This window comes from Alteromonas sp. 07-89-2 (assembly GCF_013113925.1).
GTDB classification, from domain to species: domain Bacteria; phylum Pseudomonadota; class Gammaproteobacteria; order Enterobacterales; family Alteromonadaceae; genus Alteromonas; species Alteromonas macleodii.
Genome location: NZ_VTYM01000012.1, coordinates 142,140 through 163,770, shown reverse-complemented (window position 1 = coordinate 163,770; position 21,631 = coordinate 142,140). Strand labels below are relative to the sequence as shown.

Below are 21,631 nucleotides of genomic sequence, written 5' to 3'. Positions count from 1 at the left end.
TGAGGCCACAATTTAAACCTCTGACTTTCAGATACTGGCCATTACAAAAATCAAGGCGCTGTAATGCAGCGCAAAAAATTTCACTAAATAGTCTACCGTTTGGTGAAAACAAAGAGATGACACATGATTGAACAGATAAAAGCGAATTTTACCGAGAGCATACAAACCAAAATAGCGGCATCGGAAATATTGCCAGAGCATATTGAGAAAGCGGCGTACATGATCGTTGAAGCCTTAATTAGAGGTAATAAAGTACTGAGCTGTGGTAATGGCGGGTCTGCAGGTGATGCGCAACATTTTGCTTCCAACATGCTCAATCGCTACGAGCGCGACCGTCCCAGCTTACCGGCAATCGCATTAAGCACAGACACCTCAACCCTGACGTCTATTGCGAATGACTATAACTTCGAAGAAATATTTGCGAAGCAAGTACGAGCGCTCGGCCAACCCGGAGATATACTGTTGGCTATATCAACCAGCGGTAACTCTCGTAACGTCATAGCAGCGATGGAAGCGGCATTATCTCGCGATATGACCATTGTCGCGCTTACTGGCAAAGACGGCGGTGAAATGGCGGGCTTTTTAAGTGAACATGATGTAGAAATTCGCGTACCGTCAAACCGCACTTCGCGTATTCAAGAAGTTCATTTACTGGTAATTCACAATTTATGTGAATGCATTGACGACAGCTTATTCCCTGCCGATCACGGCGACGAGTAGTAAAACAGATAACGAGGACACAAGTGAAAAATTTGGGACTACTGGGTTCTTTATTAGCCCTAATTCTTACATTGCAAGGGTGTGTAGTGGCCGTTGGAGCTGCAGGCGCCATGGCTGCGAAAGTGGCTAATGACAGACGTACTGTGGGTACGCAGCTTGATGACCAAAATGCCGATGCTGCGGTGTCGTATCAATGGTCGAAAAGCGATGCGCTTAAAGAGCAGGCTAATCTTCAAGTGGATGTTTATAACGGTGTAGCGTTGCTAACCGGGCAAGCGCCAAACCAAGGCTTAGTTGACGAAGCTGTGCGCCGCGCCCAAGAAGTAAGCTATATTAAAAAAATTCACAATCAAATTAGAATTGGCGAGGCGATAGGTGCAGGCACACAAGCCAACGACTTGTGGTTAGCGTCAAAAGTGCGTACTAAAATTGTGGCAGACGAACGAGTGCCTGCTCTACAAGTTAAGGTAGTGGTTCAAGATTCAGAAGTATTCCTGATGGGTCGGTTAACCAATTTAGAAGCCACAGCCGCCGTAGATATTGCTCGTAATATTACGGGTGTCGCGCGCGTAGTTAGAGCCTTTGAAATTGTTCAATAGAGAGTTCGCCACTGCCCTTTTGGTTGCAGGGGCACTCTTTATGGAAATTTTAGACGCCACGGTTATCACCACGGCGTTACCTGTCATTGCTGCCGACTTCAATGTGCCGGCAGCCCACCTATCTATTGGTGTATCGGCATACTTGGTAGCCGTAACACTCTTTATTCCATTAAGTGGTTACGCCGCCGATAAATTTGGCGCTCGCACTATATTCGTAGCAGCGATTGCCGTATTCACTTTTGCCTCGGTGCTTTGTGGTCTGAGTACCAGCTTATTCGAATTTACCTTGTCTCGTATTCTTCAAGGTTTAGGCGGGGCAATGATGGTTCCCGTGGGAAGATTAGTGGTTCTGCGGGACTTGCCAAAGGAAAAGCTGGTAAAAACCGTGGCCATTATAACCTGGCCTGCGTTAAGCGCACCGCTACTAGGCCCTGTGCTAGGCGGTTACATCGCCACTCATCTCAGCTGGCAGTGGATTTTTTATATGAATATTCCACTGGGCATAATCGCTATCATCGCGTCACTGTATCTCCTTAAAAACATTAAAGGCAATGTAGGTAAATTCGATATTAAAGGCTTTTTGCTCACCGGAATCGGCTTTGCGCTGTTTATGGCGGGGATCGAGTTTTTAGCGAGTACCAGCGACAAGCTTATTCGACCACTTGGCATCATCGCTATTGGCTTAGTACTCATGGTATTGGCAGTCAAACACGTAAAAACGGCCAAGAACCCACTATTTTCTTTCGATGCGATGCAACACAAAACCTTCCGGCTTACTGTGTTTGGCGGCTCTGTTATGCGTGTCGCACTTGGCAGTGCACCATTTCTTGTGCCACTCATGCTCCAGCTTGGATTAGGTTACTCACCTGTAGAAGCCGGCTCATTGTTGCTGTGGCTGTTTGCTGGAAACTTAGCGATAAAGCCAGCGACAACGTGGATCATGAATACCTTCGGCTTCAAACGCGTGCTTGTAGTTAACGGCGTGCTCATCGCCCTTGGTTTTGTGGCGCTCGCGATGATAAATCACTCCACATCGTCATTTACTATTGCCGTTATTTTATTTGTTAACGGTATTACTCGCTCAATGCACTTAACGTTAATAAACACCATTGCTTTTGCCGACGTCCCCCCCAATAAAATGCGAGACGCAAACACGCTAGGCGCCATTTTAATGCAAATGAACCGCGGTCTTGGCATTACCCTTTCTGCGCTTGCTATCGCTGCTGCAGCATTCATTCTTGGACAAAGCGCCAATATGCCAAACCTACAAACGTTTACGCTATCTATGATGTTTATGGCCGCAGTAGCGCTTGTCAGCATTTACGATAGCTTAATGCTGTCTAAGGAAGATGGCGATTCAGTGTTAAACAAACGAAAAGCGAAAAAAGCACGACAGACATAATTCATAGGCTTCATTAAGTGAACTGATGACAATTGTCATACGCGATTGGTGACGTTTGTGACTAACGCAATCTGAGGTACCTCGGCATACTTTACCTATAGACACTACAACATCAGGTAAAGCTCATGGAACAAGTATCTCACGCTTCATCAATAACTCCCGTTCAGAATGCTTCCATCCCATTGGAGCAGCAGCGGGAAGATTTTAAAAAGAACCGATTCATAGCCATGCCGCTGGCAGGCACTGTTGTTTGGGCTCTGCTTGGTATCAGCGCTCCCTTTGTATCTGAATTAACCATAACCTGGTTGCTGTATATCGGCACAGGTGCCATCTTCTACCTAGGTGCAGGCCTTTCCTACCTCACCGGTGAGCGATTTTTTGCCAAAAAGCAGGCAAAGAACAGTTTTGACCGTCTTTTCTTCGTTGGCATGATCATGAGCCTAATGGTATTCGCCATTGCGCTTCCCGTTGCAGCCATCGACCACACCACCGTTCCATTGAGTATTGGCATTCTCGCAGGCCTGATGTGGATGCCTTTATCATGGGCTATCGAACACTGGATAGGCTACTTTCACACGCTAACCAGAACCTTCGGCATTGTCGCCGCTTGGTACTTGTTTCCCGATGCACGGGTAGAGGCAATATCGGCTGTGATTGTCGCTGTCTACATTGTGTCATTAATCACCCTTGAACGCCGTTTTCAATCAATCAGATCTAACTAATTTCACTTTAATTAAGAAGGAATGCACTATGACTTATTTACTTTTGGCAGTTGCAGTTATCACCGAAGTTACCGCTACCATGCTGCTTAAAATGTCGAACGGATGGGAGAAGTGGGCTTTTGGGTACGGCGCTATCTTTTTCTACGCGATATCTGGGATGCTGTTTGCCATGGTCTTAAAGAACATGGGAATTGGGGTCGCCTACGCCATTTGGTCGGGTATGGGAATCGCACTTATCACTGCTGCCTCGGTGGTATTTTGGAAACAAACTTTCGACATTTATGCCGTGCTGGGTATTATGTTAATTATCTCTGGTACGCTGCTAATTACTAGCAAGTCTGCCGTTGTATTTCAGTAGGGACGAAATACTCACAATGCTCAGCAATAAAAGCATACAAGATAGTAACAGCGCGGGGCCTGCCGTCAAAAACGAGAGTACCGCGCCTGACATGCCCCTTTTGGCAAGTGGACGGAAAAAGCGCTGGTCTCACGGAAGCTTGTTCTTTTCACTGTTCTTCTTTGTTCCACTCATTATTTCCCGTCCTCTTCCCATCGAAACATGGGTGCTGCAAACCCTGGGATACCTTAGCTTTGTCATTCTTTACATTAAAGCCATAAACCAGCCTGTTAAAACACTGCCCACTTATTTGCTACTCATGTTTCTACTTTCGGTAGCATGCAGCTTTCAAAACCCTGGTGGCGCAACCATTATCGGCTTTATTGCTTTTATCGTAGGTTATTACAATTCGCTCAAGACAGGCATAATGAGCATAGGCGTGATGATGCTGGTACTCTTGTCACTGCACATTACCGTATTTAACAACGCACATTTTCTTTTAAGTGCTTCGTTGCTCAACAGCTTAGTGCTATTCGGGTTTGGTGTTATGGAGCGCAAAGAAACGCTCCATAGTCTGAAAGAGAGCCAGCAGGCCGAAGCACTACGAGTATTGTCTGCGATCGCTGAACGTGAGCGAATAGGCAGAGACTTACACGATGTTGCGGGTCACGCACTCAGCTCTATTTCGTTAAAGGCACAACTGGCCGATAAACTTATAAGCAAAGATAAGATTGAAGACGCGCATCGCGAGGTGAAAGCGCTGGCACAGCTTTCTCAAGCGCTACTGAGTGATATTCGTCAAGCGGTGTCAGATATCAAGCAGCTTTCTCTTAGCGATGAAATAGCAAAAGACAAATCACTGTTAGAAGAAAACGGCTTTAATGTTACAACCGATATTGAAGGCGGCGCTGAAGGACGTTTAAGCGCTAAACAAGAAAGCCAGCTTGCGCTTATTATCAAAGAGCTGACAACCAATACCTTACGCTATTCAAACGGTAACGCGGTATCCCTTGGTCTTGAAGTTAATGAGCAAACCGTAAAAATGACCTATAAAGATCATGGCGTAATTGAGAACATCGCATCAATCAAAGAAGGAAACGGATTAATGGGAATTAGAGAACGCGCGGCGTCTATTCATGCGGATGTGGACATTTCTTTCCTTCCCCACCCTATTGTCAGGGTTCAGCTTACTGCCGAGCAAGCTTTGTCACATAAGGCACCCCTATGAACTCAAAAGCGCCAACTACTATTTTGATTGTTGAAGACCAGTCGCTGGTTCGCGATGCCGTTGCCATGCTTCTGTCATTAGAAGACGACTTAACCATTGTTGAAAAGTGCAGTAATGGAAAGGAAGCCATTGATTATTTAAATGATAACCCTGCACCACACATTATTTTGAGCGATATTGAAATGCCGCTGGTTTCAGGGCTAGATCTAGCCGCCCACATTGCAAAGCAAAATCTCAATACCAAGGTGGTATTAATGACTACCTTTTCTAAACCAGGCTACATCAAGCGTGCATTAAGTTTAGGGGTTAAGGGTTTTATATTGAAAGAGTCTGACAGCGACTACCTGATAGATGCCATTCACAAAGTCTCTGCGGGAGAAAAGGTAATTTCGACTGAGCTCGCCATCATGGCTCTTGACGACAACAATCCACTGTCGCAAAAAGAAATGTCCGCACTAAAACTTGCTTCAGAAGGGCTTAAAACCCAAGGCATTGCTCAATCACTGTTTTTATCTGAAGGTACGGTAAGAAACTACCTCTCAGAGGCTATTTCAAAGCTCGACGCGACCAACCGCGTAGATGCTGCTCGCATAGCTAAACAAAAAGGTTGGCTCTAATAAAGGCTTAAAACCACGTTGTAGCAATTGCTGTAGACGTCGGTATATTTAGCTTTTCAGACAAACCGGTAAGCACGCGTTCGGGACCGTATACGATACCTTGGTGTTTAGCGGTCCACACGTAGGTTAAAATACTCGTACCTTTGCGTAATTCACACTGCCACTTAGCGGTCGTTTCAGCGAGCCGTTCATAGTCATCTTCTATTTCCCAACCTCCGTCTACATGGTCTACGATAAGTTGTTCAAATTGAGCGAACGGAATAGGTTGAATGATTACCCATTCGTTTTTCTTAAACTTTTTTTCTAACCGCGATTTTTTAAAACTGGTAAACAATCCCACGCTCCATCTCCGTATGATTGAAAGGCCCTACTTACTACAAAAGCACGTCTACTATTTCGACACCGTTCCCATAATCTGCCCTGAAGGTGTTGGACAAGAACAAGATGTTCCAACCATTTCACTATTTGACGTTGGGCACGCGCCATACTCACCGTTTCCGCTATAACGACATTGATTACCAAATTCAGGTTTAGCAACTGCAATCTTGCCGTTTTTCTTAGCGTTTATATCTTCATCGTCGGGTAAATACACCGTGTAGGTACACCCTGACAAAAGCGTATTAACAACAAGAAAACCAATACCGTAAAGTGCTTTCACTTTCATAAATAGTTGCTGGGCATTTTTAGAACAGTTTTAAAACTATGCTAATAATGAGGATAAAACAAGAAAAAATAAGCAAAAAAAAGCCAGTCTTTAGACTGGCTTTATAATTGTAACTCGTTGTAGCTATTAGAATTCAGTTGAGAACCTAACACCAAACTCGCTTGCGTCGTTGCTTAGAATTTGCAGGATGTAGTCACCTGTATTCAAGCGTGCATTGTCGTAACGCTCATCAAAAATATTGCGACCGTAAAGTGCAACAGTATACGCATCATTCGCTGGCGTATAAGCGATGTCGAAGTTAACAAGCTCACGGCTATCAAGTTTAGTCATCCGCTCAGGTGCTGAAGTAGGCTCACCATACATTTCTGCACGATATGAGTAATCTGCACGTACGCGAATTGAATCACCACCATCAAGCTCAAAGGTATACTGCGGACCAATTGCAAGGGTTAGGTCTGGAGTAAGTGGCGCTACAGGATTGAATCCATCTTGCTCTTCAACATCAACATCCATATAACCAACGCTGGTCATCATGCTGAAGTTGCCATAGGTAAACGTAGCATCAGCTTCAACACCACGAGATGTTTGCTCTACCACAAGGTTTGCGGTGTCGAAGCCACCTTCGCTCACGCGACTTACTTGGTAAGGAAGATCTTCAAACTCAGTGTTAAATACTGCAACGCTAATGTCGAAGTAGTCATTCACACGACCTTTAATACCTACTTCATAGTTAGTAGCAGTAATATTGTCAGACGCCGTAAAACAGTTATTTGCGCGAACCGCCGCTTGAGCGCCTTCGATATCATCAAAGCCACCTGCACCGAAGAACTCACCAATTAGGCAGTAAGGACGTGCTGGGAATTGACCCGACTGGTAGCCAGACTGAATTGTCGCATAGCCCGTCATGCCATTTTCAAATGTGTAGTTAGTGGCGAGTTCCCACGTCACTTCGTCCCAATCATTTGAATCATAGATAGTACCAAGTGCTGAAAATACGTTCGCTGATGCTTCTTTTTCATCTTTCGTGTAACGAAGGCCACCAGAAAGGCTAAGCTCATCAGTTAAGTCACGGCGAACGTTAACGTAAACCGCTTTTGAAGTGGTTTCTTGATCGAGTTCTAGCAGGTTAGCCCCACCGTCAAAACTAGAGTCGTCACCTTGACGGTTGCTACCTTCTTCGTTGAAGTAGTAAACACCAGCAACAAAGTCAGTGTATTCGTTGATATAGCCGTTAAGCTGAAGTTCGATTGATGTTTGATCGGCTTCACCACGCTCAGGGAACTGATCTAACGAGTAAATTGTACCATCATCATCAAGACCTGCTTTGTACTTAGATGTACGCTGGCTTGCAACAACCTTTGCAGTGTAATCTTCGTTAATGTCCCACTCAGTAGTGAGTGAAAGACCACGCGCTTCGTTCGACACGCCAGTTACTGCTTCAGTACCTGTTGCATTGTCGTAGATATCAGCGCCTTCAGGTGTCACATCTGTGTTGCGTAACGGTACGCCAACACCATTCTGACCACCGAAGTAGCGATCTGAACCCACTTCATCAATTAGCACAGTGTAAGGACGCAGACCGCCGTCACCATTGTTAGCATCTGCAGTTAATACCATGCGGAAGTCATTTGATGGCTCCCACTTTAGAGAGACACGACCAGAAACATCTTCAGTCTCACCAACATCGTACTCTGCGTTAGGCACGTTGATGAACTCACCAAGACCATCGCGCTTGTTAAATGACAGGTTCATGTTAAACGCTACGGTTTCTGAAAGACCGTGGTTAACAAAAAGATCAGCTTTAACGCGACCACGTGTACCAAATTCAGTGTTGATTTTGGTCACATCACCTTGGTCTGGCTCTTTTGTGATGATGTTAATTGCACCACCAATTGAGTTACGACCATATAGCGTACCTTGAGGGCCACGAAGTACCTCAATACGCTCAATATTATTTAGGCTCCAGTTTTGACCAACCTGACGGCCCAGATAAACACCGTCTACATAAACACTCACACCCGGATCGGTTGTGATTAGGTGATCTTGAAGACCAATACCACGAATAAATGGGTTTACAGACGACGTGTGACCGGCAGAGAAACCAGTAACGTTTAGGTTTGGAACGAATTTACCAACGTCAGTCAGGTCAGTAATACCTTGGTCAGCTAACTTGTCGCCATCAAAGGCGCTAATAGCAATTGGAACTTCATAGATAACTTGAGGGCGTTTTGTTGCGGTAACGGTAATGGCTTCAAATTGTTGCTCTTCAGTTGCTTCTGCTTCTTGGGCAACGGCAATATTTGAAATTGCTGGAACGGTCATCGCTACTGCTAGTGCGACAGGTGAAAGCTTACTGGCGAGTGCCTTAGACACGTCAGTATTGGTTTTCATGGTATAACCCCTTTGCGTGAGTGTTAGGTGTAATAATATTTCTAGGCCGCTTCAAGTTCTTCTTTGGAACTTTGAAAGACTAAACTCACTAATTTAAGAGGCGCACATAACCTTGTGCTTATACTGGATTACAGGCAATAAAAAAGTAAGTCGCAATAAAACATTACAAACTTACTTTCAATGAAACTCTGCTTTAAAAGTAGAACTTACTTTTCCAGCCCTCTAAAATTCAGTAGAAGAATTTAGGCTTGAAGACTGGAACGATATGTTACCGTTAGATTACGATCTTGCAAAGTAAAATATTACACTTTTACTAAAATAAGACTTCAAAATTAGACTAATTGGTTAGGTTAAGCACCAAACACAAAGTATGTATAAATTCCATAAAAACAATTAGATATCATGAAGATAATTTACTCTATCTCTTCACAACACCTAAGCGAATAAAGTAAAGAAGACCTAGACCAGATGGACAAACTTTAAACAAATCATCATTGGCTTGAATCATTCTTTAGCTCAGAACCTCTGTATGTAACTTTCGTTACCAAATTCCCTCCTCCGTCCGGGCAGTAGCTATCAATATGGTTGCGCAAGGTTCGCCTAATAGACGTAAGCTGACACATGGCTCTGTTTGCGTATGCCATTAAACCATTGCACAACTGTCAACACAGGCCGCTAAACAAGACTATCAGACTAATATCTTACTCTCGTTGTCGACAATCCAAACCTTTTAAGGTTGAAAAAACACCAAAATGGGCATATATTGTCGACATTAGTCATTTAAAGATTCTATACAGTGTTAGTAAAAAGCGAACAAGCCATCACCAATGCCGACCGCACTTTCTTTCAATTAAGAAAGGATATTGTTGAGGGGATCATTTCAGCAGGCAGTAAGCTGAGTGAAATGGAATTGTCGACAAAGTATGAAGTCAGTCGCGCCGTTATTCGTGAAGCCATCAATCGTCTCGCTACCTGTCACTTGGTGGAACGTAAAGCTAACGTGGGTGCCCGTGTGGTTGCACTGTCCCCCGAAGGCCTTATTCAGCTATACCAAGTGCGCGAAGCATTAGAGGGTATGGCCGCCCGCTTGGCTGCACGCTACATGAGCGATGAAGAAATTGCCGACATGCAGGCGTTGCTTGATAGCCACTTCGATAAAGTAAAAGACGGTCAAAGTTATTATCAAGAAGCCGGCGATGTAGACTTTCACTACAGAATTGTAACCGGCAGTAAAAACGATCATCTTATCAGCGTACTTGTAGACGGGCTTTACCATCTTGTTCGTATGTATCGCGTACAGCTCGGTATGGCTGGCCCTCGCGTAAGCACTGCGTTTGATGAACACAGACACATCGTTAACGCTATTGCCAATCGCGACGAGGAACTGGCTGAAATGCTAATGCGTCGCCATATTCTTTATTCAAAAAATAATATTGAGAAGAAGCTTAATCATGGTTAACACCACTCAGTCTTCTTCATACCTAATTCACCTTTACCCTACTTTCAAATAAGCGAGTGATTATCATGAGTGCAGGAAAGAAATTCAGAACCGCATTAGAGAACAACAAACCGCTACAAATTGTCGGCACCATTAACGCCTATACTGCCATGATGGCAAAGGCCATTGGGCACCAAGCAATTTATCTTTCAGGTGGTGGCGTAGCGAATGCGTCTTACGGCCTACCGGACTTAGGCATGACGTCACTTAATGATGTGATTGCAGACGTTCAGCGCATTACCAGCGCATGCGATCTTCCGCTCATGGTAGACATCGACACCGGTTGGGGCGGAGCATTTAACATTGCCAAAACTATTCGCGACATGGAAAAAGCGGGCGCGGCGGCAGTTCATATGGAAGACCAGGTTGCGCAAAAGCGCTGTGGTCACCGTCCTAACAAAGAAATTGTTAGCACAGAAGAAATGGTAGACCGCATAAAAGCTGCAGTTGACGCCAGAACTGACCCAGACTTTTTTATTATGGCGCGCACCGACGCGTTCGCACAAGAAGGTTTAGACAAAGCCATTGAACGTGCAAAAGCCTATGTTGCAGCGGGAGCTGACGGCATATTCGCCGAAGCAGTGCAAACCGAAGAACATTACCGTGCATTTGCTGAAGCACTAGACGTTCCGATCCTTGCCAATATTACTGAGTTCGGCAAAACCGAACTATGGAACAAAGAAGAGCTTGGTGAGTGGGGTGCCGACATGGTGCTTTACCCGCTAAGTGCATTCCGTGCGATGAATAAAGCAGCAGAAATGGTGTACAAATCTATACTTGAAAACGGCGACCAAAAAGCCGTTGTCGACAGCATGCAAACACGTATGGAACTGTACGATTATCTTGGCTACCACGAATACGAGCAAAAACTAGATGCTCTATTCGCCGAAGGTAAGAACTAACACGAATACGAAACAGCAGGAAGCGAGTGAGGTGCGAGGCACCATTGAAGCTGGAACGGTACACAGGGCGTTACCATGCCGTGAACCCATCCATGGGGGCTCCGTTTCGGCATCCATGCCTCTACCTGTGTACAGCCCCCACTCGCGTGATGAGTTCAATGTAATTTTTATTTCTAAATTTTTAAAAAAGTACCTTACAAATTTTACAAGACCGGAGACAACAAGATGGCTAAACAGTTAAGTGGCGCGGGTTTACGCGGCCAAGTTGCAGGCAAAACAGCATTATCAACCGTAGGTAAATCAGGTTCTGGTTTAACGTATCGTGGCTACGACGTAAAAGAATTAGCGCAAAACTGTCAATTTGAAGAAGTAGCGTACCTTATTCTAAAGGGCAAGCTACCTAACCAGTCTGAGCTAGACGCTTATAAAACAAAACTTCGCAGCATGCGCGGCCTTCCTACCGCGCTTAAAGAAGTGCTAGAGCGCATACCAAAAAATGCTCACCCAATGGACGTACTTCGCACGGGTTGTTCAATGCTAGGTAACCTTGAAATGGAAACCAGCTTCGACCAGCAACAAGATGTTACGGATCGTATGTTAGCTTGCTTCCCAAGTATCATTTGTTACTGGTACCGCTTCTCGCACGACGGCGTGCGCGTAGACGTTGAAACCGATGACGACTCAATTGGAGGTCACTTCCTTCATATGCTTCATGGCGAAAAGCCACGTGAACTTCATGAACAGGTTATGCATGTATCGTTAATTCTTTATGCAGAGCATGAATTTAACGCGTCTACCTTCACTGCACGTGTTTGCGCTTCAACCTTATCTGATATGCATTCTTGTGTAACGGGTGCTATCGGCTCACTTCGCGGCCCGCTTCACGGTGGTGCTAACGAAGCCGCCATGGAAATGATCGAGGGCTTTACCTCTGCTGATGACGCAGAAGAAAAAATGATGGGCATGCTTGAGCGCAAAGAGAAGATCATGGGCTTTGGCCATGCTATTTACTCAGACTCTGACCCGCGTAACGAAATTATCAAGCAATGGTCTGAAAAACTGGCTGCTGATGTGGGTGACGACGTACTTTACCCTGTGTCTGTTCGCTGTGAAGAAGTGATGTGGCGCGAGAAGAAACTTTTCTGTAACGCCGATTTCTTCCATGCCTCTGCGTACAACTTCATGGGTATTCCTACGCCGTTGTTCACACCAATCTTCGTAATGTCTCGTCTAACCGGTTGGGCAGCACACGTTATGGAACAGCGCGCTGACAACCGTATTATTCGTCCGTCAGCAGAATACACAGGCGAAGAACTTCGCCCAGTGCCAGCTATTAGCGAACGCGCTTAAGATTAAGGTTGGGGTTTTATGAATATTGATTACCGTAAACCGCTTCCAAACGCGGGTATCGATTTTTTCGATACCCGTGAAGCGGTAGATGCTATTGAGCCTGGCGCCTACGCCAAGCTGCCTTACACCTCACGTGTACTGGCTGAGAACTTGGTGCGCAAATGCGCCCCTGAAATGCTTACCGACTCACTTAAACAGCTGATTTATCGTAAGCGCGACTTGGACTTTCCGTGGTTTCCTGCTCGCGTAGTGTGTCATGACATTTTAGGTCAAACGGCACTGGTAGACTTAGCGGGGCTTCGCGATGCTATTGCCGCAAAGGGCGGCGATCCGGCGAAGGTTAACCCCGTAGTTCCAACACAGTTGATTGTGGATCACTCATTAGCTGTAGAGCATGCTGGTTTTGAGAAAGACGCGTTTGAAAAAAACCGTGCAATTGAAGACAGACGTAACGACGACCGTTTCCACTTTATCAACTGGACAAAAACGGCATTTAAGAACGTGGATGTTATCCCCCCGGGTAACGGCATTATGCACCAAATCAACTTGGAGCGTATGTCGCCGGTTATTCAAGCTCGCGACGGCGTAGCCTTCCCTGACACGCTAGTAGGTACAGACAGCCATACGCCGCATGTTGATGCACTTGGTGTAATTGCCGTAGGCGTTGGCGGCCTTGAAGCGGAAAGCGTTATGCTAGGCCGGGCGTCTTACATGCGTTTGCCTGACATTGTAGGTGTTGAACTTACCGGCAAACCACAGCCTGGCATTACCGCAACCGACATTGTATTAGCGTTAACTGAATTTTTGCGTAAAGAGCGCGTAGTCTCCGCGTATCTTGAATTCTATGGTGAAGGTGCATCGCACCTGACGCTGGGCGACCGCGCAACCATTTCGAACATGACACCGGAATATGGCGCCACTGCAGCCATGTTCTACATTGACCAGCAAACTATTGATTACTTGCGCCTAACAGGACGTGAGGAAAAGCAAATTGCGCTAGTTGAGCAATATGCTAAGCACACAGGTTTATGGGCTGATGATTTAGAAACTGCCGAGTATGAGCGGGTGCTTACGTTCGACCTTTCTGCTGTTGGACGTAACATGGCTGGCCCTTCTAACCCACACGCACGTTTACCTACCAGCGATTTAGAAAGTCGCGGTATAGCAGCGAAGTGGACCGAGGAGGAAGGCAAAATGCCTGATGGCGCGGTTATTATCGCGGCTATCACAAGTTGTACCAATACATCTAATCCACGCAATGTAATTGCTGCAGGTTTACTTGCTCGAAATGCCAACGCGCGCGGTTTAACCCGTAAGCCGTGGGTTAAGAGCTCACTAGCACCAGGCTCTAAGGCCGTTAAGCTGTATCTTGAAGAAGCTAACCTGATGAGCGAGCTGGAAGATTTAGGCTTTGGCGTGGTTGCCTTTGCGTGTACTACCTGTAACGGTATGAGCGGCGCGCTAGACCCCAAAATTCAGCAAGAGATCATCGACCGCGATCTTTACTCAACAGCAGTATTGTCGGGTAACCGTAACTTCGACGGCCGTATTCACCCTTACGCTAAACAAGCATTCTTAGCATCGCCACCACTGGTTGTAGCTTACGCCATCGCCGGTACCGTGCGCTTTGATATTGAAAAAGACGTATTGGGCACCGACAAAGAAGGCAACCCAGTAACGCTTAAAGACATTTGGCCAAGCGACGAAGAAATTGACGCTATTGTAGCGAAATCGGTGAAGCCAGAGCACTTCAGAAAAGTGTACGAGCCAATGTTCGACCTTAGCGTTGACTACGGAAAAGACATTAACCCGCTTTATGACTGGCGTGAAATGAGCACCTACATTCGTCGCCCGCCCTATTGGGAAGGCGCAATGGATGCTGAGCGCACCATGAAAGGTATGCGTCCACTGGCTATTTTGGGAGATAACATCACCACCGATCACTTGTCGCCTTCAAACGCTATTTTAGCCAGCAGCGCGGCAGGTGAATACCTCCACAAAATGGGCTTACCGGAAGAAGACTTTAACTCGTATGCCACACACCGTGGTGACCACTTAACCGCACAGCGCGCTACCCTTGCGAACCCGAAAGTGTTCAACGAGATGGTGCTGGAAAACGGTGAAGTGAAGCAAGGTTCACTGGCGCGCGTTGAGCCAGAAGGACAAGTTATGCGCATGTGGGAAGCTATTGAAACCTACATGAACCGCAGACAGCCGCTGATTATTGTAGCCGGCGCTGACTACGGTCAGGGCTCGTCACGAGACTGGGCAGCTAAAGGCGTACGTCTTGCGGGTGTTGAAGTGATTGTAGCTGAAGGTTTCGAACGTATTCACCGCACTAATCTAATTGGTATGGGCGTATTACCGCTTGAGTTTAAACCGGGCACTACGCGTAAAACACTAGAGCTAGATGGCACAGAAACTTACGACGTAAGCGGCGAACCGTCACCAGGGGCAACGCTTACGCTAGTAGTAAACCGCCAAAACGGTGAGCAGCTGGAAGTACCGGTAACCTGTCGCTTAGACACAGCAGAAGAAGTCTCTATTTACAGCGCAGGCGGTGTATTACAACGCTTCGCCAAGGACTTCTTAGAAGCTGAAGCTAGCTGAGGGGAAAAAACATGACAAAGTATGCGCCACAACTTCGAGTACCGGCTACCTACATGCGTGGCGGTACCAGTAAGGGTGTGTTTTTCAATTTAACCGATTTGCCAGAAGCCGCGCAAAAGCCAGGTCCGGCGCGCGATGCCCTGCTTCTGCGCGTAATTGGCAGCCCCGATCCGTACGGTAAACAAACCGACGGTATGGGCGGTGCTACATCAAGTACCAGCAAAACCGTTATCTTAAGCAAAAGTGAACGTGAAGGTTACGATGTCGACTACCTATTTGGTCAAGTAGCCATAGACAAGCCATTCGTAGACTGGAGTGGAAACTGCGGAAACCTAACGGCAGCCGTAGGCGCATTTGCGATAACCAATGGGCTAGTGGATAGAAGTAAAATACCAGAAAACGGCATCGCCACCGTCAATATTTGGCAAGCCAATATCAACAAAGCCATTATCGCTAGGGTGCCAATGACTAACGGGGAAGTACAGGAAACCGGCGATTTTGAACTAGACGGTGTCACCTTCCCTGCCGCAGAAGTTGAAGTGGCCTTTGTAGACCCAGCTGACGGTGAAGGGGCAATCTTCCCGACAGGACGATTAGTCGACACACTTGAAGTTCCAGGCGTAGGCTCACTTCAGGCGACCATGATAAACGCGGGTATTCCGACTATTTTCATCAACGCAGAAGATATTGGCTACACAGGCACTGAACTGCAGGATGATATAAACAGCGACTCCGAGGCGCTGTCCAAGTTCGAAGCAATTCGTGCACACGGCGCGGTTCAGATGGGGCTCATCAATGATGTGGGTGAAGCTGCAAACAGGCAGCACACACCAAAAGTCGCGTTCGTTGCACCTCCAAGAGGTTACCAAGCTTCCAGTGGCAAAGATATTTTGGGTTCAGACATTGATGTATTGGTTCGCGCATTGTCTATGGGGAAACTTCATCATGCTATGATGGGCACGGCAGCAGTCGCGATCGCAGCGGCTGCGGCGATACCCGGCACTCTTGTAAATATCGCAGCTGGCGGCGACGAAAGAGACTCGGTTACTTTTGGGCATCCATCTGGAACGCTTAGAGTAGGAGCAAGAGCTACGTTTGAAGACGACAAGTGGCAAATTAAGCAAGCTGTAATGAGCAGAAGCGCACGTATTTTGATGGAAGGCTCCGTGCGTGTTCCCGCTGAACAAAGTTAGTACAACGCAATGTTACATAAGAATAAAATTATTTAGACATAAGTATAAAACGCCCTCTCTTTGAGGGCTTTTTTGTCTATAATTGGTTATTATCGAAGCCTAAGTGCCGAGAGTAAATCACATGTATAAAGTTCTTGTAGTAGAAGACAGTCTCACTGTCCGAAAGATTGTAAACAAACTTATTGAGGATAATCCTCACTTTACGTGTGATCTGTGCGAAGATCTTGCGGAAGCTAAAAGTGCCCTCGAGAGCGATACCGACTACTTGGCAGCTATCGTCGACTTAAACCTTCCCGACGCGCCCAACGGCGAGAGCGTTGAACTTGCACTTTCCTACAACGTTCCAACAATCGTGCTTACTGGGAATTTCGACGAATTTACTCGTGCTCAGCTACTCGATCAGGGCGTACTGGATTACATCACAAAAGAGTCTCGCTATTCATACCTTCAAGTGTCTAAACTTGTAGACCGCTTAAGAAAGAACCTCACTACCAAAGTGTTGGTAGTGGAAGATTCTAGAACGAGCCGAAATCACATTTGCTCATTACTTCGCAAATTCCAATTTCAGGTGCATGAAGCGAACGATGGCTTAGAAGCGTTGGAAGAGCTTGATAATCACCGCGATATTAAAATGGTTATTGCCGATCACCGTATGCCCAATATGGACGGTTATGAACTGGTTAAAGCAATACGCCACGAAAAACGCATGCAAGACTTGGTATTTATCGGTTTATCGGCAAACGGCGATAGCGTGTTGACTTCGAAATTCATTAAAAGCGGCGCCAATGACTTCTTGTCCAAACCGTTTTATCACGAAGAATTCTACTGCAGAATTATGCAAAACCTTGAATCACAAGAAATGATTCAAACTATTAGAAATTCAGCAAACTTAGACCCGCTAACCAAGGTATATAATCGCCGTTTTCTCTACGAAAGAGCAGAAGAGTTATTTGCAAATAAAGCGTCGAGAAAGGATGTCATTGTGTCTATGATCGATGCTGACAACTTCAAGAGCGTAAACGATACGTACGGCCATAAAACGGGTGACATGTTATTGCAGGAATTTGCTGCATTGTTAAAAGATTACTTCCCTGACGACCTAATTGTGCGCTACGGTGGCGAAGAATTTACGGTGGTATCGGTGAGGCCGCCCAAGGTGTATTTATCGGCGCTTTCAGCGTTTATGGATGCAGTGCGCTCTACTATTTTTACCAATCACAAGTTTAATATTACGTGCAGTATTGGTGTATGTACTGAGGAGCACAAGTGCTTGGAGTCGCAGTTAGAAGTGGCTGACGCGCGCTTGTACGAAGCTAAGCACGCGGGCAAAGATCAGGTTATTCTGAGAGACGCAGTCGCCAAAACAGTAGAGGCGTAAATCACTGAGTCTACTGCAGCCAACGCGGCATTAAGTAGCAAACAACGACCAATAAGCAAAAATAGCCAACCAATAGGGTGGCAATCGGCTTATCAATCAGTAAGCGTCGTTGACCAGAGGTGGTGATCGTCGCTGTATCGTTTTCATCATTAGCTGACAAAACAGACAAGATAATAGCGGGTATCACTGTGCTCGCGAACCCCGTTACATTCCACCAAAACCAAAACATGTCCTCGACAAAAAATGCGAACGAAAAATTAGTCAGCACGCCACACATCAGGCCGGTATTGACCTGTGTGGCCTTTATCTTCTTCGTTAGCATGCCAAGTAGAAACACAGCCAAGACGGGGCCAAAAAAAACAGAGCCCACTTTGTTCACCGCTTCTATAACGGTAGGCGCTATATCGCCAGCATTGAGCGAAAGCAGCAAAATAATCCCTCCCCAAAGCAAGCCCGCAAACTTAGCATGACTCAGGTAGCCTTCAGGTTTTGCGCGTTTCCGAGTGAGTTTGAAATAATCTTCCAGTGAAACAGCGGCAAGAGAGTTTATTGCTGAGCTCAGTGATGACATGGCTGCAGCAAGAATAGCGACCACAAGCAAGCCGATAAGCCCATGAGGTAAATAATTAAGAATAAAGACCGGCATAAGCCAGTCCGGATTATCTTTAGGAATTTGCGATAGCAAGTTGGCGTCGTTAAACGCTAGTGTGCCGATCACCAAGCCTGCTAAACAATATAGAAGTGTTATAGGGAACCTGAAAATGCCATTGGCTAACATCATCTTTTTGAGATCGCTTTCCGATTTCGCTGACAATGCCCTCTGTGCTTCTGATTGATCACAACCGTAGTATGAGGCGTAGAGGATCACGCCACCTAGCACCATAGGAAAGAAGCCGAAGCCGTCACCATCAAAACCCAGAGATGAAAAATTAAGGGTAGAGACCCGCTCGCTTGGAAGTAGCTGTAAAAAGTGCTCCCAACCGCCTAATGCGTTTAGACCAAAAGCAATGCAGATAGCTGTGCCCAAAACGATGACAACCATTTGTACCGCGTCACCATATACAACTGCTTTCATACCTCCTTGTAAGGAGTACAAAACGGTAATCACACCAATGAGTAATATTGCCTGCGTGGATGAAACCTGCATGGTTCCTTGCAATATAATGGATAGCGCGTAAACCATTATGCCGGTAGCGAAGGCCCTGCTAAATTGAAATACAACACTGATACAAATACGGGTAGAGGTAGAGAAACGTCGCTCAAGATAGTCATAAATACTCACCACACCGCTTCGGTATAATGTAGGCAACACGGTGGTAATGAGTAAAAGCATGGCTAACGGAACTGCCAGTTCATAAGAGAGCCAAATCAGCCCTCCCCCCTCACGGAAGCCGACAAATGCAGGAGCGGAAATGAAACTGACCGCCGAGAGTTGCGTCGCCATCACTGAAAGTAACAGCGGTTTCCAACTTAAGCTTCTTCCAGCGAGAAAATAATCTTTCTTTGACTGCTGTCCACGCAAGCTAAAGCCGATAACGAGTAACGTGATGAGGTAAATCGCGATGACACTGTAATCAAGAATATCCATATAGACGCAAGGTTAAGCAACTAAATACCTACCATTACATAAACTCGGTCTATTTGCATAAAAAAACGTATAAAAAAGCGGCGCTCAAAAAAAACAGTGTACGTTACATCCAAGACCTTCTGGTTGACTCCACCTCGAATAGCACACTATCTGCTAGTTTATTAACGTAGTCTTCTGGTAGAAACGGTACAGTCACCGCCCCCGAAGCCAGTACAAACTTAACGGTGGCCTGTTTTCTTCGCTTCATAAACACGCTTTGCTTAACGATAACTTGCTGCGCTTTATAGGGCTCAAAGCATTGATAGTCGATGCCTATTCTACCTCGCCTTATATAAACGTACTTACTGTCGTAGGCTATACCCCATCGCCACCACCTAAGCGTGAGTAACAGCGATACCGCACTAAAGACAACGAGTGAACCTAGCATAATATCAAGATGGGACGACACAGCGCCTATGGTGAAAAAGATCGCCAATGGCAATGTCCAACCCGCAAACAACCAAAAAGTAATGAATTGCTTGCTAATGGGATGATAATCTTGGCCTCGCAAGTCGCATTCAGGCATTACTTCTTGGCTAAGCGCAAAAGCTTCATCTTCGGTTACCGATGGCACAATAAGCTTGTTTGGCGACATCAGTTCTTGCACTTGCTGCCCAGCCGTTGAGTTCTGCTCAAAATACAAATTCACACGCTTTAGTATTTTATCCAGCCAGTCTTGCTTCGCCGTAATCATTTGGATGCGTGAAGCTCGCATGCTGACTTCCAGTTTATTAAGCAAGCCGCTTCGGCGGATATAGCGGTCTCCCGATCTTGAAAGCGTATAACCATAAAACGTGAATAGCGCACCACCAATACTGAGCAGTGCCACCAACGCCATAAGCATCATGAGTATGACGAAGGCATACAATCCAAATTGCCACCACGCAACCGTTTGTTCACCAACCAGCTGATTAAGCTGCAAGCCTTTATCGGCTAACCACTCTGAAACTAGACCGAACACATCGTCATAGAAAGGTGCCGCAGCACCCAGTATGATCCACACGCGATTGTTGGTGATACCGTGAATAATAATGTCTTTCACGGACCGTCGATTTAATACTTCTTCATTTGAATGGGAAGAATCTATCGCTTTAGTGCGCGTTCGTGGCGTGGAAAAAGATGAACTCTGCTCGTCGGATAAATCTTCATTTGGCAAACAATCCAGGTCACCTTCATCATGCAGCGCTTTTTCATACAACACCTGCTTTTTTAGCGCTTCAGCATAATCTTCAGGAACCGCTACAATTTTAGCTTCTTCTTTCCCACTTCCTGCGGTATCAAGCACCACTAGCGCGTACCCAAAAGGTCGGTAGTAAAAAGGGCGTTCTATCTTTACGTTTTGAATACGCCACAAGGGCAAGTTGGTATAGCGGCGTTGAAACACGCCATGATGAATCTCAACGTGCTGGTTGTGCACGCGAAACTTGTACATTAAAAAGCTAATTACGCCGCTGACACTGGTAGATAGAAAGAGGATTCCAGCACCGATTAGTACTTCAGGCGACAGCAGGTTATCCCAAATATTGAACGATATGGCTAAGGCGGGAATGGTATAAATAAGCACTTGAGCCGAGTTGGTAAAATTGCGAATAGTAAAATACAAAATAGAAATTAGAGAGAGGCGCTGCCACTCATCACCCGTCTCTACTTTAAGTTTCGGTTCTTCCATATTAGCATCTTGCCCATGGGACTTGAGCGCAGCATCTTCTTTCAGCTCTTTTGACTGATTAAGTGTAGGCGCTTGGTGTGAAGGCCTTTCTGATACCGTCATTAGCGTGCACCTATGTCTTTATGAGCAAGAATGAACTCACGCAACTGCTCTGCCCTTTCAATGCTTAACCCAGGTATTTCAAACGTGTGCATTTCACCACCAGCCGAAAACACCTGAAGTGAGGCAAGACCCGCCCACCTGTCCAATGGACCGCGATTAACCTCTACATGCTGAACACGCAAAATAGGTTGGCACGAAAGTTTTCTAAAAATTAGCCCTGACTGCTTACTGATGTCTTGCTCTCGAATCGCATAAAATATGCGTACATCAGCAAAAAAGTGGTACAGCGCCCATAGAGAGCCTACAGCGACGATACCAGCTACAACATACGGGTAGGCTTGCAGCAGTCCTTCTGGCAATGACCAAAAGCTTTGGAATCGTAACGCAGAAGCAATACCTATTAGCACTAAGGCTATCAATCCAATGGAGAGGATATTTAGTGTCCGGTACTTTTTGGATATAGGAAGTAAAGCGAGCGTTTGAAGTGAGGGAATTTCCTCTACGCTAAGCTGATTATTTGAAAACACGGTTTCTTGTTGTGCGCTAATTCTCATCGCATTAATTCCTTTTACCACTGTATAAATAAGTTCAGCCTGCCGCTTTTTTTAAGGAGAGGCTTAGC

At 46.0% G+C, this 21,631-nt stretch carries 19 protein-coding genes; 13 read left to right on the top strand and 6 right to left on the bottom strand.

Annotated elements, in window-relative coordinates:
* The first annotated feature begins 123 nt into the window (after positions 1–123).
* The 7 genes from F0261_RS10305 to F0261_RS10275 all read left to right on the top strand — a co-directional run bounded on the left by F0261_RS10305 (position 124) and on the right by F0261_RS10275 (position 5,625).
* Entirely contained in the window at positions 124–720 is a 597-nt protein-coding gene (locus tag F0261_RS10305; RefSeq protein ID WP_014950522.1) for a phosphoheptose isomerase, read from the top strand.
* A 23-nt stretch (positions 721–743) separates the two neighbouring features.
* On the top strand, positions 744–1,319 hold the full coding sequence (locus F0261_RS10300) for a BON domain-containing protein (RefSeq protein WP_014950523.1): 576 nt from the start codon (positions 744–746) through the stop codon (positions 1,317–1,319).
* 19 nt (positions 1,320–1,338) lie between these two features.
* Positions 1,339–2,721: an MFS transporter gene (locus F0261_RS10295; protein WP_367613860.1), complete on the top strand. Its 1,383-nt coding sequence runs from the start codon at positions 1,339–1,341 to the stop codon at positions 2,719–2,721.
* A gap of 125 nt (positions 2,722–2,846) precedes the next feature.
* Positions 2,847–3,443 (top strand): hypothetical protein, encoded by a 597-nt coding sequence (locus tag F0261_RS10290; RefSeq protein ID WP_171337897.1) that lies wholly within the window; start codon positions 2,847–2,849, stop codon positions 3,441–3,443.
* Positions 3,444–3,471: 28 nt separating this feature from the next.
* Positions 3,472–3,801, top strand: coding sequence for a multidrug efflux SMR transporter (locus F0261_RS10285; protein WP_014950526.1), 330 nt, complete (start codon positions 3,472–3,474; stop codon positions 3,799–3,801).
* Between the two features lie 16 nt (positions 3,802–3,817).
* Positions 3,818–5,008, top strand: coding sequence for a sensor histidine kinase (locus tag F0261_RS10280; protein WP_171337896.1), 1,191 nt, complete (start codon positions 3,818–3,820; stop codon positions 5,006–5,008).
* Complete coding sequence (locus tag F0261_RS10275) at positions 5,005–5,625, top strand: DNA-binding response regulator (protein ID WP_171337895.1); 621 nt, start codon at positions 5,005–5,007, stop codon at positions 5,623–5,625. The genes F0261_RS10280 and F0261_RS10275 overlap by 4 nt, the downstream gene beginning before the upstream one ends.
* 7 nt (positions 5,626–5,632) lie before the next feature.
* Here F0261_RS10275 and F0261_RS10270 read toward each other — a convergent pair whose 3' ends face one another.
* The 3 genes from F0261_RS10270 to F0261_RS10260 form a co-directional block, all read right to left on the bottom strand.
* Positions 5,633–5,965, bottom strand: coding sequence for a hypothetical protein (locus F0261_RS10270; protein WP_171337894.1), 333 nt, complete (start codon positions 5,963–5,965; stop codon positions 5,633–5,635).
* Positions 5,966–6,016: 51 nt separating this feature from the next.
* On the bottom strand, positions 6,017–6,289 hold the full coding sequence (locus F0261_RS10265) for a hypothetical protein (protein WP_014980136.1): 273 nt from the start codon (positions 6,287–6,289) through the stop codon (positions 6,017–6,019).
* 126 nt (positions 6,290–6,415) lie between these two features.
* Positions 6,416–8,680 (bottom strand): TonB-dependent receptor, encoded by a 2,265-nt coding sequence (locus tag F0261_RS10260; protein WP_014950531.1) that lies wholly within the window; start codon positions 8,678–8,680, stop codon positions 6,416–6,418.
* 796 nt (positions 8,681–9,476) lie between these two features.
* Here F0261_RS10260 and F0261_RS10255 point away from each other — a divergent pair.
* The 6 genes from F0261_RS10255 (at position 9,477) to F0261_RS10230 (ending at position 17,611) form a co-directional block, all read left to right on the top strand.
* A complete protein-coding gene (locus tag F0261_RS10255) occupies positions 9,477–10,139 on the top strand; it encodes an FCD domain-containing protein (RefSeq protein ID WP_171337893.1) in 663 nt (220 codons plus the stop codon).
* 65 nt (positions 10,140–10,204) lie between these two features.
* Positions 10,205–11,080 carry a methylisocitrate lyase gene (gene prpB / locus F0261_RS10250; RefSeq protein WP_014950533.1) on the top strand — a complete coding sequence of 292 codons (876 nt, stop codon included), beginning with the start codon at positions 10,205–10,207 and terminating at the stop codon, positions 11,078–11,080.
* A 225-nt stretch (positions 11,081–11,305) separates the two neighbouring features.
* A complete protein-coding gene (prpC, locus tag F0261_RS10245) occupies positions 11,306–12,430 on the top strand; it encodes a 2-methylcitrate synthase (protein WP_171337892.1) in 1,125 nt (374 codons plus the stop codon).
* 18 nt (positions 12,431–12,448) lie between these two features.
* Entirely contained in the window at positions 12,449–15,040 is a 2,592-nt protein-coding gene (gene acnD, locus F0261_RS10240) for a Fe/S-dependent 2-methylisocitrate dehydratase AcnD (RefSeq protein WP_061095773.1), read from the top strand.
* Between the two features lie 11 nt (positions 15,041–15,051).
* Complete coding sequence (gene prpF, locus F0261_RS10235) at positions 15,052–16,233, top strand: 2-methylaconitate cis-trans isomerase PrpF (protein ID WP_168462803.1); 1,182 nt, start codon at positions 15,052–15,054, stop codon at positions 16,231–16,233.
* 121 nt (positions 16,234–16,354) lie between these two features.
* A complete protein-coding gene (locus tag F0261_RS10230) occupies positions 16,355–17,611 on the top strand; it encodes a response regulator (protein WP_049588096.1) in 1,257 nt (418 codons plus the stop codon).
* A 10-nt stretch (positions 17,612–17,621) separates the two neighbouring features.
* On the opposite strand, the gene F0261_RS10225 is transcribed toward F0261_RS10230, so the two are convergent.
* From F0261_RS10225 to F0261_RS10215, 3 genes are all read right to left on the bottom strand, one after another.
* A complete protein-coding gene (locus tag F0261_RS10225; protein ID WP_171337891.1) occupies positions 17,622–19,199 on the bottom strand; it encodes a sodium/solute symporter in 1,578 nt (525 codons plus the stop codon).
* Positions 19,200–19,302: 103 nt separating this feature from the next.
* A complete protein-coding gene (locus F0261_RS10220; protein ID WP_171337890.1) occupies positions 19,303–21,009 on the bottom strand; it encodes a PH domain-containing protein in 1,707 nt (568 codons plus the stop codon).
* Positions 21,009–21,563 (bottom strand): PH domain-containing protein, encoded by a 555-nt coding sequence (locus F0261_RS10215; RefSeq protein WP_171337889.1) that lies wholly within the window; start codon positions 21,561–21,563, stop codon positions 21,009–21,011. Before F0261_RS10215 ends, F0261_RS10220 begins: the two co-directional genes overlap by 1 nt.
* Positions 21,564–21,631 lie beyond the last annotated feature (68 nt).

Excerpts from the sequence above, each read along its gene's own strand:
- F0261_RS10305 (WP_014950522.1), top strand. The coding sequence starts at position 124 with ATGATTGAACAGATAAAAGCGAATTTTACCGAGAGCATACAAACCAAA.
- F0261_RS10290 (WP_171337897.1), top strand. The coding sequence starts at position 2,847 with ATGGAACAAGTATCTCACGCTTCATCAATAACTCCCGTTCAGAATGCT.
- F0261_RS10285 (WP_014950526.1), top strand. The coding sequence starts at position 3,472 with ATGACTTATTTACTTTTGGCAGTTGCAGTTATCACCGAAGTTACCGCT.
- F0261_RS10280 (WP_171337896.1), top strand. The coding sequence starts at position 3,818 with ATGCTCAGCAATAAAAGCATACAAGATAGTAACAGCGCGGGGCCTGCC.
- F0261_RS10275 (WP_171337895.1), top strand. The coding sequence starts at position 5,005 with ATGAACTCAAAAGCGCCAACTACTATTTTGATTGTTGAAGACCAGTCG.
- F0261_RS10265 (WP_014980136.1), bottom strand. The coding sequence starts at position 6,289 with ATGAAAGTGAAAGCACTTTACGGTATTGGTTTTCTTGTTGTTAATACG.
- F0261_RS10260 (WP_014950531.1), bottom strand. The coding sequence starts at position 8,680 with ATGAAAACCAATACTGACGTGTCTAAGGCACTCGCCAGTAAGCTTTCA.
- prpB (WP_014950533.1), top strand. The coding sequence starts at position 10,205 with ATGAGTGCAGGAAAGAAATTCAGAACCGCATTAGAGAACAACAAACCG.
- prpC (WP_171337892.1), top strand. The coding sequence starts at position 11,306 with ATGGCTAAACAGTTAAGTGGCGCGGGTTTACGCGGCCAAGTTGCAGGC.
- acnD (WP_061095773.1), top strand. The coding sequence starts at position 12,449 with ATGAATATTGATTACCGTAAACCGCTTCCAAACGCGGGTATCGATTTT.
- prpF (WP_168462803.1), top strand. The coding sequence starts at position 15,052 with ATGACAAAGTATGCGCCACAACTTCGAGTACCGGCTACCTACATGCGT.
- F0261_RS10230 (WP_049588096.1), top strand. The coding sequence starts at position 16,355 with ATGTATAAAGTTCTTGTAGTAGAAGACAGTCTCACTGTCCGAAAGATT.
- F0261_RS10225 (WP_171337891.1), bottom strand. The coding sequence starts at position 19,199 with ATGGATATTCTTGATTACAGTGTCATCGCGATTTACCTCATCACGTTA.
- F0261_RS10220 (WP_171337890.1), bottom strand. The coding sequence starts at position 21,009 with ATGACGGTATCAGAAAGGCCTTCACACCAAGCGCCTACACTTAATCAG.
- F0261_RS10215 (WP_171337889.1), bottom strand. The coding sequence starts at position 21,563 with ATGAGAATTAGCGCACAACAAGAAACCGTGTTTTCAAATAATCAGCTT.